The sequence below is a fragment of the Leclercia sp. S52 genome (assembly GCF_039727615.1).
GTDB lineage: Bacteria > Pseudomonadota > Gammaproteobacteria > Enterobacterales > Enterobacteriaceae > Enterobacter > Enterobacter adecarboxylatus_B.
On sequence record NZ_CP152474.1, the window covers coordinates 3,750,313 to 3,765,784 of the forward strand.

Annotated in this window: 11 protein-coding genes; all 11 read left to right on the top strand. The window is 56.0% G+C overall.

Translation table 11 applies throughout. The features are described from left to right. The first annotated feature begins 137 nt into the window (after positions 1-137). The gene (locus AAHB66_RS17880; protein WP_347116518.1) at positions 138-1,760 is read left to right on the top strand and encodes a ShlB/FhaC/HecB family hemolysin secretion/activation protein; all 1,623 of its coding nucleotides are present in this window, start codon (positions 138-140) and stop codon (positions 1,758-1,760) included. After that, on the top strand, positions 1,760-2,308 hold the full coding sequence (locus AAHB66_RS17885) for a toxin-activating lysine-acyltransferase (protein WP_347113873.1): 549 nt from the start codon (positions 1,760-1,762) through the stop codon (positions 2,306-2,308). The genes AAHB66_RS17880 and AAHB66_RS17885 overlap by 1 nt, the downstream gene beginning before the upstream one ends. After that, positions 2,301-10,790 carry a hemagglutinin repeat-containing protein gene (locus AAHB66_RS17890; RefSeq protein ID WP_347113874.1) on the top strand — a complete coding sequence of 2,830 codons (8,490 nt, stop codon included), beginning with the start codon at positions 2,301-2,303 and terminating at the stop codon, positions 10,788-10,790. The genes AAHB66_RS17885 and AAHB66_RS17890 overlap by 8 nt, the downstream gene beginning before the upstream one ends. 8 nt (positions 10,791-10,798) lie before the next feature. After that, positions 10,799-11,218, top strand: a complete 420-nt coding sequence (locus AAHB66_RS17895) for an SMI1/KNR4 family protein (RefSeq protein ID WP_347113875.1) — start codon at positions 10,799-10,801, stop codon at positions 11,216-11,218. Between the two features lie 392 nt (positions 11,219-11,610). Continuing rightward, positions 11,611-12,072: a hypothetical protein gene (locus tag AAHB66_RS17900; protein WP_347113876.1), complete on the top strand. Its 462-nt coding sequence runs from the start codon at positions 11,611-11,613 to the stop codon at positions 12,070-12,072. A 113-nt stretch (positions 12,073-12,185) separates the two neighbouring features. Then, positions 12,186-12,518 carry a hypothetical protein gene (locus tag AAHB66_RS17905; RefSeq protein WP_347113877.1) on the top strand — a complete coding sequence of 111 codons (333 nt, stop codon included), beginning with the start codon at positions 12,186-12,188 and terminating at the stop codon, positions 12,516-12,518. 65 nt (positions 12,519-12,583) lie between these two features. Then, positions 12,584-12,832, top strand: coding sequence for a hypothetical protein (locus AAHB66_RS17910; RefSeq protein ID WP_347113878.1), 249 nt, complete (start codon positions 12,584-12,586; stop codon positions 12,830-12,832). Positions 12,833-12,939: 107 nt separating this feature from the next. After that, positions 12,940-13,164 carry a hypothetical protein gene (locus tag AAHB66_RS17915; protein WP_347113879.1) on the top strand — a complete coding sequence of 75 codons (225 nt, stop codon included), beginning with the start codon at positions 12,940-12,942 and terminating at the stop codon, positions 13,162-13,164. Positions 13,165-13,492: 328 nt separating this feature from the next. Further along, positions 13,493-13,909, top strand: a complete 417-nt coding sequence (locus AAHB66_RS17920; protein ID WP_347113880.1) for an Imm63 family immunity protein — start codon at positions 13,493-13,495, stop codon at positions 13,907-13,909. Positions 13,910-13,987: 78 nt separating this feature from the next. Beyond that, on the top strand, positions 13,988-14,503 hold the full coding sequence (locus tag AAHB66_RS17925) for an Imm70 family immunity protein (RefSeq protein ID WP_347113882.1): 516 nt from the start codon (positions 13,988-13,990) through the stop codon (positions 14,501-14,503). Positions 14,504-14,792: 289 nt separating this feature from the next. Further along, positions 14,793-15,323: a hypothetical protein gene (locus tag AAHB66_RS17930; protein ID WP_347113883.1), complete on the top strand. Its 531-nt coding sequence runs from the start codon at positions 14,793-14,795 to the stop codon at positions 15,321-15,323. Positions 15,324-15,472 lie beyond the last annotated feature (149 nt).

Here is a 15,472-nt window from a genome sequence, read left to right on the forward strand (position 1 = left end):
TTCCTTCCCTCCCCAATACTTAAACAATTTTACACATATTCACATTGTATTCATTTTGCTTACACAGCAGGGATTCGCCGATGAAAGCCCGACACCATTTCGCCCTGATAATAACGACAGCCACTGGCCTGACGTTAATGTTCCCTGCCCTTGCCGCAGAGCCGGATAATCAATTTATTATTCAGCAGCAGCGCCAGAGAGCATTAGAGCAGCAATTAACCCCGCCCGTTCCCGATGTGCGTCTGTCTGAGCCTTCATCCGGCTATGGCAAAATTGCCTTCCCGACGGAAACGCCGTGTTTCCCGATTAACCGCGTCGAACTGAGCGGTCAGGAAGCCCTGCCCCACTGGCTGCCGCTCCAGCGTATTGCAGACCAGGCTCAGGGGCGTTGTCTGGGCGGCAAGGGGATCAACCTGCTGATGAGTACAATGCAGAACCGCATCGTCGACCACGGCTGGATCACCACCCGCGTGCTGGCCCCGTCGCAGGATCTGAAGAGCGGAACCCTGAAACTGGCCATCGTGCCGGGCACCATCCGCCACGTGAAGCTGACCGAAGAGAGCGACGACTACATCCAGCTCTACAGCGCCTTCCCGGCGCACGAGGGGAACCTGCTGGATCTGCGCGATATTGAACAGGGTCTGGAAAACCTGCAGCGCCTGCCGACGGTTGAGGCCAATATGGAGCTGCTGCCCGGCGAAAATCCCGGCGAGAGCGACGTGGTGATTACCCGTAAGCAAAGCAAAATGTGGCGTATCGGCCTGTCACTGGACGATGCCGGGACCGAAACCACCGGGCGTTACCAGGGCGGCGTGACGCTGTCGCTGGATAACCCCTTCTCCCTGAGCGACCTGCTGTACGTCTCTGCCAGCCACGATCTGAACGACAAGGGCGGCAAAGGCAGCAAAAACTACACCGCCCACTACTCGGTGCCCTTTGGCTACTGGATGCTGGGCGTCACCGGCAGCGACTATGACTACCACCAGACCGTCGCCGGGCTGAACGAAGATTATCGCTACAGCGGTAAAAGCAAAAACCTCGACATTCAGCTCAGCCGCGTGCTGCACCGCAGCGGCTCGCAAAAAACCACTTTCTCTTACGACGTGCTGGCGCGGGAGACCCGCAACTATATTGACGATACGGAGGTGGGCGTTCAGCGCCGTCAGACCGCAGCCTGGCGCATCGGGCTGGATCATCGCCACTACATCGGCCAGGCCACGCTGGATGCGGGCATCAGCTATCAGCGCGGCACCCGCTGGTTTGGCGCCCAGCCTGCGCCGGAGGAGTACTGGGGCGATGCCACTGCGCTCAGCAAAATTACCCAGCTCAGCGCCGGACTCGATCTGCCGTTTGCCATCGGCTCGCAGAACTTCCGCTACAACGTCCAGTACCTGCGCCAGATCAGCAACACGCCGCTGACGCCGCAGGATCAGTTCGCCATCGGCAACCGCTGGACGGTGCGCGGCTTTGACGGCGAGCGCACCCTGAGCGCCAGCCACGGCTGGTACGTGCGTAACGATCTCGCCTGGCGCACGCCGCTGCCGAGTCAGGAGTTCTATCTGGGTGCCGACTACGGCGAAGTGGGCGGTTACAGCTCGGATCTACAGGTGGGTAAACACCTGGCGGGCGGCGTGGCGGGCCTGCGCGGCAACGCCTTTAACACCGGCTACGACCTGTTCGCCGGGACGCCTTTCTCGAAGCCGGACGGCTTTGAAACCAGCGATCTCACGCTCGGCTTTAACCTGAACTGGAGCTGGTGATGCGCGTCGGACATCTGGATATCAAAGCGCCGCTGATCCTCGGCGGCCAGGAGAGCGAGGCCGAAGTGCTGGGGGCCACCGTCTGGCTGTGGATGCACTCCCCGATGCACCGGGATGCTCCGCTGCACGCCCTGCCCACCCTGCTGCTGCCGATCATCAAGCGCCAGCAGTACGTGCTGGTGAGCGAAAACGACCGGCCGATCTTTTTCCTCAGCTGGGCCAGCATGAACGAGGAGGCGGAAGCCCGCTACCTTACCCGCCCGGCCATTGAGATGCGGGAAGAGGACTGGGACAGCGGGGAGCGGATCTGGTTCAGCGACTGGATCGCCCCCTTCGGCCATACCCCTGCGATGTACAACCTGATGCGCCGCGATATCTTCCCCGACCACGTCTGCCGCGCGCTGTATCACCGCGGCGCAGAGCGTGGCAAGCGCGTGATGCTGTTCCACGGCAGCCACGTCAGCCGTCAACACGCCAGAGAGTGGCAACAGAACCACCCGCTCACCGTGAGCCTGCCGGAAGCGTTTAAAGGAACGAACCATGAATAAGAACCTGTACCGAATTGTCTTTAACAAAGCGCGCGGCATGCTGATGGTGGTGGCGGATATCGCCCGCTCCGGCCGCGCCGGTTCGTCCCGTTCTTCCGGCATCGGCCATACCCACAGCCAGCTTATCGGCAAGGTGAGCGCCATCAGCTTCAGCCTGTGGCTGGCGATGGGGGCCGTGCAGACGGCGCAGGCCGCTATTGTGGCGGACGCCGGAGCGCCAAAAAACCAGCAGCCAACGGTCATCAACAGCGCCAACGGCACGCCGCAGGTCAATATCCAGACCCCGTCCGCTGCCGGGGTGTCCCGTAACAACTACACCCAGTTCGACGTGGACAATAAAGGGGCGATCCTCAACAACTCGCACAAAAACGTGCAGACCAATATCGGCGGCATGGTGGCGGGCAACCCGTGGCTGGCGAAAGGTGAAGCCAAAGTGATCCTCAACGAGGTGAGCTCCCGCGACCCGAGCAAGCTGAACGGCATGATCGAGGTGGCCGGTAAAAAAGCCCAGGTGGTGATCGCCAACCCGTCGGGCATTACCTGCAGCGGCTGCGGCTTTATCAACGCCAACCGCGCCACCCTCACCACCGGCCAGCCACAGATGAAGGACGGCGCGCTGACCGGGTTTAACGTCGAGCGCGGCGAGGTGGTGGTCGAAGGCGCGGGGATGGACACCTCCGGCGCGGATTACACCGACATTATCGCCCGCTCGGTGAAGGTTAACGCCGGGCTGTGGGCCAACGATCTGAAAGTCACCACCGGGCGCAACAAGGTGGATGCTGCCCACGAGGCGATCGAAAAAGGCAGTGACGATCCTGCCACCCGCCCGCAGCTGGCGGTAGACGTGGCCAGCCTCGGCGGCATGTACGCAGGTAAGATCCGCATGGTCGGCACCGAGACCGGCGTCGGGGTGCGTAACGCCGGGGCCATCGGCGCCCAGGCGGGCAGCGTGACGATCTCTGCCGACGGGCGCATCGAGAACAGCGGCACCCTTCGCGCGGGCGACGCTGCCCACCTGCAAACCGCCAGCGAGCTTAACAACAGCGGAGTAATCACTGCCGCGAACAACGTTCGGGTCAACGCGGCAAGCCTTACCGGGAGCCAGCAGAGCGTGCTGGCCGCCGGGGTGAAAAGCGACGGCAAGCTCGCCGACGCCGGGGATCTGGAAATCAGCACCAGCGGCCAGCTGAGCGCCCACGGGCAGACCCTGGCGGGCGGTAATCTCAGCGCCAGCGGTCAGGGGGTAGACGTCAGCGGCAGCCAGACTCAGGCGAAACGCATTCTGCTGGACGGCGGCGCGGGGGATGTCAGCACCGCCAGCGCGAAGGTCAACGCCAGCGAACTGAATGTCCGTAGCGGTAAGATGCTCAACAACGCCGGGGGCACGCTGAGCGCGGAGTCGATCGCCCTCAGCGCCCACGACCTTAGCAACCAGCAAGGTAAAATCGCTCACAGCGGCAGCGGCACCCTGGCGGTGGATCTGCCGGGCACCCTCGATAACCGGCAGGGGCAGATTGGCGCGGCCAACGGCGTGCAGCTGAAAGCTGACAAAATCGACAACACCGCCGGGCAGATCGTGGCGGTGGCGGGCAACACCCGGCTGGAGGCCGGGGCGCTGAACAACCAGCAGGGGCTGATCTCTGCCGCTGCCGGCGACGGCGAGATCCAAAGCCAGCAGGCGGTGAATAACGCCAAAGGGCGTATCGAGGCGGCGAAAACCCAGCGCATCAGCGCCGGGAGCCTCGATAACCAGCAGGGGGTGATTGTCGCCGACGGCGCAACCCTGGCCCTGAACGGCGGCGCGTTTGACAACCGTTCCGGCTCCCTGCTCTCTCAGGGCTCCCTGAATCTGGAGAGCGGCGCGCTGAACAACCAGAGCGGCTTCCTGGCGAGCGACGGCGACTTTAGCCTCAACGCGGGGGCGATCGACAACACCGACGGCCAGATTGGCGCCAACCGGTCGTTAACCGGCGGTTTCGACAGGCTCAGCAATAACGGCGGCGCGCTGAAATCGGTGGGTGCCATGACCCTGAGCGGCGGCCTGCTGGATAACAGCCAGGGCACCACCTTCTCCGGGGATAGCCTCGCCTTTAACGGCAGCACGCTGAACAACACCAACGGGCAGCTGGCGGCGGCGCAGAACCTCTCCCTGACCACCACGCAGCTCATCAATAATAAAGGCGTGCTGCAGGGCGATGGCGTGAACGTCACCTCCGGCACCCTCGATAATAGCGCAGGCACCCTTAACAGCCTGGGTGCCCTGAACCTCTCGGCAGAGAGCCTCAATAACCAGGCCGGTACCCTGGCCGCCAGCGGTACGGCGGATATTGCGGCCACCAGTCTGGATAACCGCAGCGGCGGGCGGGTGATTGGCGAGGCCGATATCACCCTGCACAGCCAGAACCTGCAAAATAGCGGCGGGCAGATCCAGTCGGTGGGCGATCTGCTCCTCGACAGCGCCCGGGGCACCGTGGATAACGTCTCCGGGCTGATCCGCAGCGGTAAAAGCGTGACCCTCACTGCCCTGAACTTTGTTAACCAGGATACCCTCGGCACAAACCAGGGGCTGGAGGGCCAGAGCCTGGCGCTGAATACCGGCGCCCTGGATAACCAGCGCGGCAGCATCCTGGCAAATAACACGCTGGATATTGATAACAGCGGCGTGCTGAACAACAGCGCCGGGGCGCTGGCCTCCGGCGGCACGCTGGATCTCAGCGGCAACGGCCTGAACCTGGTCAACGCCGGCGGCACCCTGAAAGCGGGCAAAGCCCTGAGCGTAGACGCGGCATCCCTCGATGCCAGCGGCCAGCTGCTGTCGCTGGGGGATATGGATCTCCACAGCACCAGCGGCGTGAACAACACCGGCACCACCATCGCCAACGGCAACCTGACCTTCACCACCGACGGGGATCTCACCAACAGCGGCCAGCTGATGGCGGGCAGCGCCCTCGACGTGCAGAGCGCCAACCTGACCAACCTCGCCAGCGGCGAAATCAACGCCGGCAGCACCACCCTGACCGCCACCGGCACGGTGCGCAATACCGGCCTGATCGACGGCATCACCACCCGCATCAACGCCAACACCCTGACCAACATCGGCACCGGGCGGATCTACGGCGATGCGGTGGGGGTAAATGTGGAGACCTTCAACAACCTCGCTGAAAACGGCACCGCGGCGACGCTGGCCGGACGCGAGCGCGTGAACCTCGGCGTGCAGACCCTCAACAACGCCGACCACGGCCTGATCTACAGCGCAGGCAGCATGACCATTGGCGGGGCGCTGGACGACAGCGGCGCCGTCACCGGCCGCGCGGGCACCATCAATAACCACAGCTCGACCATTGAGTCCGCCGGGGATATGGCGATTGCCGCCGGGCAGATCAACAACATCAACGACCACTTCTCCACCGAGGTGGTGCGGGTATCGCAGGAAGATCTGACCGACTATCAGCACTCCGGCTCCACCAACCGCTGGAGCTCAACGGAGAAAGGCGTCTGGGTAGACGGCAACTCCTCTGACGGGCTGCGTAACCTGAATACGCCAGAAGATACCGGCGCCAATAACGACAACTTTAATCAGTACGACTACACCCGCACGATTGACGAAACGCGCATCAAAGAGAGCGACCCGGCGAAGATCCTCGCCGGCGGCAACCTGCTGATGACCGGCGACAAACTGTTTAACGACAAGAGCCAGGTGATCGCAGGCGGCACCCTGGCGCTTGACCAGATGGGCAGCGTGAAGAACGAGGATGTGCCCGGCCAGCGCTTCACCACCGATGAGGGCACCGTTACCCACTACTACCGTATTCGCCACAAAGGCGATGATGAACAAGGGCGCGATCGCACGGCGTACACCCCGCCAACCACCATTCAGGATATCGCCCTGAAACCGGGCCAATTGATCAGCAACGGCAGCGTCGAGGGCAGTAATCTCAGCATCACTCCGCTGGTGTTGCAGGGAACGGATGTGGCGATTGGGCAGGCTGCAGGGGTGAAACCCGCGCCTCAGCAGACCGTCTCCCCGGGCGAGCCGGTGACCCCGCCTGCCGGGCAGCAGTTTGAAGTGACCCCGGCCGACGGCGCGATCCGCATTATCGGCCCCAACACCACCCTGCCGGACAACAGCCTGTTCAGGGTGAACCCGTCGGCGGACGTGCCGTATCTGGTGGAGACCGATCCGCGCTTTACCAACGAGCGCCAGTGGCTCGGCAGCGACTATATGCAGGACGCCTTTACCGCCGATGGCGACAGCACCCAGAAACGGCTGGGGGATGGCTACTACGAGCAGCGCCTGATCCGCGAGCAGGTGATTGGTATCACCGGCCAGCGCTATCTGGACGGTTATAACAACGACGAAGAGCAGTACAAGGCGCTGATGGATCGCGGCATCACCTTCGGCAAACAGTACGGCCTGAAGATTGGCGTGGCGCTGACGCCGGAGCAGATGGCGCTCCTGACCGGGGATATCGTCTGGCTGGTCAACACCCGGGTGAAGATGCCAAACGGCGCAACGGAGAACGTGCTGGTCCCGCAGGTCTACGCCAAAGTGAAACCGGGCGATATCGACGGCTCCGGGGCGCTGATTGCCGGCAACAATGTGTCGATCAAGCTCAACGGCGACCTGTTTAACCGCGGGACGATTGCCGGGCGCAAAGTCCTGCAGCTGGATGCCGACAACATCACCAACCAGACTGGCACCCTTCAGGGGGCTAACGTCAACCTGAACGCGCGCACCGATATCAACAACCTCGGCGGTGCCATCGTGGGCGACAGCAGCGTGCTGGCCAGCGCCGGACGCGACATCAATCTCACCAGCACCACCCTCAGCGCCGACAGCGTGAACGGCGAGAACAGCTTTGCCCGCACCACCATCAACAGCGTCTCCGGCATTTACGTGCAGGGCGACGACGGCAAGCTGGCGCTGCAGTCCGGGCGGGATATCACCCTGACCGGGGCGCAGGTGATTGCCAGCGGCGAGAACGGCAAGGCGCAGCTGGTGGCCGGGCGGGATATGACCCTGAACACGGTGGAAACCGCCAGCCGCGATAACCTGGCGTGGGATGCCGACAACAGCCTGAAGCAGGGGCAGACCAACAGCGTTGGCAGCGAAGTAACCGGCAAAGGCGACGTTACCCTGGCCGCCGGGAACGATCTCAACGCCCGCGCCGCCGCCCTCTCTGCCGGCGAGGCGCTTAACGTCAGCGCCGGGAATAACCTGACCCTGACGGCGGGTGAGAATACCCAGGATCTGGACGAACGGCATAAAGTGGTGGGCGGTAACGGCTTCCTGTCGAAAACCACCACCACCACCCGCGATCAGATTGACCGTCAGACGGTGCAGAGCAGCGAGCTGAACGGCAACACCGTTAACCTCACCGCCGGAAACGATCTTACCGTGCGCGGCAGCAACGTGGCGGGCACCGGGGATGTCTCCCTGCTGGCAGGCAATAACCTCACCGTCGAGACCCAGGCCGAGCGCAATAACGAGCTACACCAGAAGCAGGAGAAAAAATCAGGGCTGTTAAGCTCGGGCGGGATCGGCTTTAGCGTCGGCACCCAGAGCATCAAAACCACCGACACCGGCGCGGACGCTACCCAGGCGGGCAGCACGGTGGGCAGCGTCAACGGCGACCTGACCCTTCGCGCGGGGGATCGCCTGACGGTGAGCGGCTCGGATCTGGTGGCCGGTCAGGACATGGCCCTCAGCGGTAAAAACGTCGACAACACGGCGGTGAACAACCGCAGCCAGCAGACCCACGAGGTGGAGCAGAAAACCTCCGGGCTGACCCTGGCGCTCTCCGGCACCGTCGGCAGCGCGCTCAACAGCGCCGTCGAGGCCTCCCAGCAGGCGAAATCGTCCGGCAGCAGCCGCCTGCAGGCACTGCAGGGCGTGAAGGCGGCGCTCTCCGGGGTGCAGGCCGCCCAGGCCGGACGGATGGATCAGGCCCTGGGCGCAGACAAATCAAACACCAACACCGTCGGCATCAGCCTCTCTTACGGCAGCCAGTCGTCGAAATCGACCCAGTACAGCGAGCAGAACACCGCCCAGGGCAGCACCCTCAACGCCGGGCGCGATCTCAGCGTGATCGCCACCGGCAGCGGCGCGCGCGGCGCAGACGGAGATCTGACCGTGGCAGGCAGCCAGCTGAAGGCGGGCAACGATATCACGCTCGCCGCCAACCGCGATCTGTACCTGCGCTCGGCGCAAAACACCCAGCTGCTGGACGGCAAAAACGAGAGCAAGGGCGGCAGCGTCGGGGTTGGCATCGGGTATGGTTCCGGCGGTGCGGGCATCAACATCTCCGCCAGCATCAACCGGGGCAAAGGCAACGAGAGCGGCAACGGCACCACCCACAGCGAGACTACCGTGGACGCGGGCCGCCAGGTGAATATCCTGACCGGACGTGACGCCACCCTGACCGGGGCGCAGGTGAGCGGCGAAACGGTAAAAGCGGACATTGGCCGCAACCTGACGCTCACCTCTGAACAGGACAGCGATCGCTACGACTCGAAACAGCAGAACGCCAGCGCGGGCGGGAGCTTTAGCATCGGCTCCATGACCGGCTCGGCCAGCGTCAACGTCAGCCGCGACAAGATGCACAGCAACTACGACTCGGTGGTGGAACAGACCGGGATCTTCGCCGGCAAAGGCGGCTACGACGTGACCGTGGGCGAGCATACCCAGCTCAACGGGGCGGTGATTGGCTCGACGGCAACTTCCGATAAAAACCGTCTCGATACCGGCACCATCGGCTTTAGCGATATTGAAAACCGCGCCGATTTCGAAGTGGAACACCAGAGCGTGGGCATGAGCACCGGAGGCAGCATTGGCAGCCAGTTTGCCGGCAACATGGCCAACGGCCTGCTGGTGGGCGCGAACCGCGACGGGCATGACAGCAGCACCACGCATGCCGCGGTATCGGACGGTACGCTGATCGTCCGCGACCAGGATTGGCAGGTCCAGGATGTCAATCAGCTCAGCCGCGACGTGGAGCACGCCAACCAGACGCTCTCCCCTATCTTCGATAAGGAGAAAGAGCAGGAGCGGCTCCAGCAGGCGCAGCTGATCGGCGAGATTGGTAATCAGGTGGCGGATATTGCCCGCACCGAGGGCAGCATCCGCGCCACCAACGCGGCGAAAGATAAGCTGAACCACGTCAACGCGCAGGATCTGCAGGAGGCGAAAGCGGCGTGGGAAAAAGCCAACCCGGGCAAAACCGCGACGCTTGAAGATATTAACGGCCAGATCTACCAGACGGCGTACAACGATGCGATGAATGCCTCCGGCTTTGGCACCGGCGGGGAGTATCAGCGGGCGATTCAGGCGGCGACGGCAGCGGTTCAGGGGCTGGCCGGGAGCGATCTCAGCGCGGCACTCGCGGGCGGTGCCGCACCGTACCTGGCTGATGTCATTGGGCACCGCAGTGGGTTGAGCGACGAGGGCAAAGTTGCCGCCCACGCGGTGGTCAACGCTGCGCTGGCCGCCGCCCAGGGGCAAAACGCGCTGGCGGGTGCCGCCGGCGCCACCACGGGCGAGCTGGTGGGGATGATCGCCCTCGAGATGTACGGCAAATCTGCCGATAAGCTGGATGAAACGCAGAAGCAGACGGTTTCTGCGCTGGCGACGCTGGCGGCAGGCTTATCCGGTGGGCTGGTGGGCGACAGCTCAGCTTCCACAGTTGCCGGGGCGCAGGCGGGTAAAACGACGGTTGAGAATAACTCCGTTGGCGACATCGTCGCGGCACTGCAGGAGGGCAAAACCACCGCGCAGGTGGCCGAAGAGCAGGTGAAGGCCGAAAATGAACGCTATAAGCGCGAAAACTGTGCCGGGATGAGCGCCGAAGCCTGCGCGGTTAAAATGTATACCGAGCGTCGGGAAGCGCTGAAGGATACAGCTTTATTTGGGGTGGATTTTGTTCCCATCGTCGGCGATATCAAAGGATTTGCGGAAGCGGAATCAGCAGTAGATTATCTGGCCGCTGTCATAGCGATTGTTCCGGGGGTGGGTGACGGAGCAGGGAAAGCCCTTAAAGCAGCAGAGAAGGCGCTGGCAAAAGGCGATCTTGATACTGCGTCTAAACTGATTGTAAAAGCTGGAAATGATGTCAGTTCTGCTAAATACTTTGGCCAGGAGAGAAAGTTCTGGACTGCCGATCCTGTTGAATTCAAAGGAAATAAAGTCTATCAGCGTAATGATTTGTTTGACCCTGGTTATATTGATCCTAAGTCAGGCAAAACAAATCTTGAGTTGATGCAGGGAGGACGTGCTCCCATTGGAACAGACGGGAAACCAGTAAACCTGCACCATATGCTGCAAAGACAGGATGGGCCTATTGCGGAAGTGACGCAAAGCTTCCACAAGGATAACCATAGTACTATTCACATTAACGATAACAGCATACCTTCTGGTATAAATCGTGCACAATTCAACAGATGGCGCTCTGATTACTGGAAGCAACGAGCTAACGACTTTAAATAGGTGATGGTATGACTAATAGCCTGAGTGATGTTATTAAAGAGTTAAAGGTAGTGTCCGGGAACGAGAGAAGTAATATTCCTTTACCGGATGATGATCTTATTTCTAAATATGAAGGAGAAACAGGCTTTTCTTTTTCACCTGACTACAAGAAACTTCTTAAGGAAGTTGGCAATATCTATTATGGAACAATCGAACTATTATCTGTCACAGAAGACAAAAAATTCTATGGCGAATTGTTAACGGCTATAAATGATGCGAAAGAACTTGGCGTGCCTGAATCGTGGCTACCCATATGTGAAGATAACGGTAGTTATTATTGTTTAGACCAACAAGGTCGTGTCCAATATTGGACTGGCGATGGTGCTAGTGAAGAGCAATGGCCTGATTTAGCCGCCTGGGTGAAAGATGTCTGGATCGATGGCAACTAAGGTAAGTCAAGGTAAATATTTATCTGGAAAACCCTGTAGCCATAAAAGATGATTTTTGGAGCACCTGTAGAAGCGGTGCTCCAAAAACGCCAGGGTCCTGGTATTGCCCTCATACCCTGGACATTACCTGAAAAACGCGTCGACTGTGATGAAATAAAATACATTTTTCTAAGTTTCTATGGCGGCATGGGATCTCTGAACGATCTCGTATTGTACAGAAACGGAAAGGTTTTGATGGATGAAAACGATGAACTCGCTCAGCTCAGACGCGACCTGTTTAACCTTCTTTCCTGAATAAAAATCCCGCTTTCGTAGGTGGTTTCTATGAATTTGTTCTTTAACAACCAGGTTATATTATTGTTGAGAAGTACACGCCAGACAGGAGTTACAAAATGACAGTGGAATGGGCTCATTTTATAGATGTTCTTGGTAAAAGGGAAAATTCTGTTGAAGTTATCAACCTGTGTCATGCTATCGGTGAATCCCCGGTTATATCAGCTGATGCTGGCGAATATAACGATCCCGATGGAAAAACGAAGCACTATAAATTTTATCAGTCTGGTATCGAGATGGGGTTTCGGAAAGACTGCTTAAATCATATTCATTTTTACTTTGGCAATGAAGATGGATATTCACCCTTTACAGGCAATTTTATCCCCGGAATTAAAGGAGGGATGGACAGGGCATTTATTACAAAATTGTCTGGAAAACCCACTTTGTCTGGCGAAGGCAAAGTCGAGATGCTCCTTGGGTGGATCAATGGCTGGTCAAAGTATGATTACGGCAACCACTCAGTACATCTTCAGTACACGGAGCATAATCACCTGTGTCACGCAACGTTGATTAAAAATTAGAAAAGCCTGATTTTCTAAAGGAAGTTTTATTAAATTTTAGCCCGGGTCGATGCATAGCGATTACGGGCATAAATATTGCTCCATTTGAGCTAATTTAACTGTCAGGAAGAATGATGCGTGAACCCCAGGATATTTATAATGACATTGGTGCAGTATTGCTCTCGATCGCACCTGATACTGCGGAAAAAATAATTCTGTGTGCCACGTTAGATCCTGAAAGTGACTGTGGTGAGTTTACTTATGATTATGTCGATAAACACGGTCACCAGCATTGGGTCACTGAAACGGCAGATGCCAGTGCAAGACTCTTAGATCTTCTGGTCGAATTAAGAAATTTCTTTGTTGATAACTTTAAATCACAAGAAAAGCCATTCTGGCATGGCTGTGAAGTAACGGTAAACATTGAAACATTGAAAATAAATATCGACTTCAAGTATGAGGATTAATAGGCGACTTCCCGCCCTTCCGGCGGGAGGCTGGCATTTACGACAGGAATAAGAGGAAAGGATCTGTGGCTCACTCACATCATTTGATTAAAATTATTGCCGACATGGCCATTTTTCTTGAATTCACTGACGAACATTCACTCAATCCAGATGCCGCTGTGGAAATGATGGAACATATTGCCGCGGAGCTTCAGCTATTAACGGACGATGAGAAAGGGTGCGTTATCGATTCCTTTGCAGAGATTGCGAAAGCGTATCAGGGGGATGAGTCCGGCTTTGTCAAAGCCCTTCCCGATACGCTGGGTTTACGTTAACCTCATTTAATGAATCGTTCTTACAGACCTATATTGGCGGGAAAAAACCACATTGTTTAACCTTCTTTCCTGAACAAAATCCGCTTTCGCAGGTGGGAATTTCAAGAATGAAAAACAGCACTAAATCGTTCATTAACCTTGTTTACCTGTGCTGCGCGATAGGTCTGGCCGTGTTCATCCTGACGCTCCTTGGCCGTTTAGTCGGCGCAGGATTAGTATGGAATGTGACGGAGAGTTTTCCCTTCTCTTTCAAAGACGTGTTGATATGTTTTGAGTTAACCTGGTTGGGGCTGCCTGCGGGTTTGATCATCTGGTTTTTTTACCACCGGTAAAAGACCAGACAGGTTGCAATGTGAATCACCTCTTGCCCTTCCGGCGGGAGGTTGGCTTTATGGCAAAGTAAAATGAGACTCGATAATTCCAAAAAATCCCTTAGGGCGCTTATGGGCATATGTTTTTTAATGTGCATCGCATTGATGATAATTGGTCTTTTTTCTTATCTGGTGAAAGGCTGGTTAATCTGGGACTTTGATAAGCCTTTTCCATTCGGAAAAGAAGAGATAATTACCATTTTAAAAATCAGTGTGTTAGGTTTACCTGCGGGGATAGTGTTCTGGATTTTTGGTATCCGTTAGGAGTATATTCGCGAGGTTCGCTGGTATGTTAGTCAATATTGATGAAATACAAAGACAAGCTGATGAGATGATTTTACGAGCAGGCTTTCCAGAGCATTCAGTGAATCTGTGTTCTGCTCCCTATGGCGATGGCACTCCCTATATTTCATTCGAAAATGATTCATATAATTATATTTACTCAGAAAGAGGGTATGAGTTTTCCCGAAAAGTCACTCACTCTTTGAATACGCTGCTTTATTGGATAATATCCGAATTCGCCTATCAGATTGCCTACCAGTATGAGTTAGATCACAGGGTTGAAGGCAGGGATGGACGACGCATCGCTTTTCCAAAATTTATTGCAATAATGGCGAATATGAATCCAGCCTGGGAGGCTGAAGCGCGATTTGAAATTCAAAAAATTCTGGCTAAAGCGCCCTATGACGATAGTCTCTGTACATAGTTGAGGGCAGCATCGCAGCGGTACTGGCGCAGGGTAAAATTACAAAGCAAGTGGTTGAAGAGCAGGTGAAGGTCGAAAATGAACGCCTTAAGCACGAAAAATGTAGGAATACTTGCAGCTATGACTATTGCAGAAATTGGGCCGGCATCTGATGTAAAAGGTTTTTTTAATCTGGTGCTCTCTTTATTAGAAAACGGCGTCAAAGGTAGCAAATATCCCTGGGTAATGGAAAAACTTTATCGTGGGTCTTTAGCTTATGATGAGCTTAATAAAGTCGAAAGTGAGTTGAATTCCATCAAAAAGGAATTTTTATCAATATCACCTGATAATATTGAGTGGTCGTCATTTGGTGTAGATAAAAACAATTCCCGCTTAAATTTTGCAAGAGGAGATTTGTTTTTAGTTTTTGAGCGGTTCTTTAAAGCTTTTGATGAAGCATCAGAATGTACAGAAGCTTACTTTCAAGCTTTTAATGAATATATCCCTGTAAGAATGGGGTTCACCGACGCGCCGCATTATATTGATGATGTTAATAGAACAACTGAGCAATACAATGCATTAGGTCCAAATGATCTACCTTTCTGGTTGCGATAATGAATATTAAGATAGCGCCAATTTATTCTGGAACCAGAGCTACTCTATCAATGGCGAGCGCCCTATATAAAAATCTGCATTAATGCTCCGGGAGAGAAATGATCAAGGCATGGCTGTGCAGTGACGCTGGATATTGAAAAGCTCAAAACAAATATTGATTTTAAGAAGGAGAACTAAATATGCCTCTATTTTTAGAAAAACTTTTATCCGTTTGCAGTGGTGATATTTCATCATGCAAGGGGCATAAACACCCTCAGGCTTTCATAATTATACGCTGATTGATGATTTAATGACTTTATTAAACAACAGAAACGGATTTTATGGTTTTGAGTCAGCTTTGCATGTTTTCCCTTTTGAGACAGTTGGGGAAGAGATCGGTGTGGTTGCCTGGAATGATAATAGGTTATGGATTGATTGTTACGATGATCTTGCTCGTAACGCCTTTTTCTTTGCTGAAGATGTTTTTGGCGGTCAATTTTGTATAAAACAAGATGGCATATACACGTTCGATCCAGAGACAGGCTCTTTTGATTACCTTGCGCCTGATATCAATGAATGGTGTAAAAAAATACTTGAAGACTATCAGGTCTTAACGGGCTTCCCACTGGCAAACGCATGGCAAAAGAAGTATGGTCCAATCCCGGTGGGTTATCGTTTAGTTCCCAAAGTGCCGTTTGTTGCGGGTGGCGAGTATGAGCCAGATAATCTTTATTTAGAAAAATCGACAGTGGCCATGAAAGCAAGAGCCAATATTGCATTGCAAATAAGAGATATACCCGATGGCAGCAACATCCAGCTAAAGTTAATTGACGGGGATTAATCCAGGGAGTCACAAATGAAACATCTTATCCCCGGCATCACTATTTTTCTGAGCGGATGCATGGGGCAGAGGCAGTAGCTACCATGGGGAGACGACAAAAGAATTTTTTGCCCGGGTAGAAAAAGTAGAAGCCTGCATGCAGGATAAAG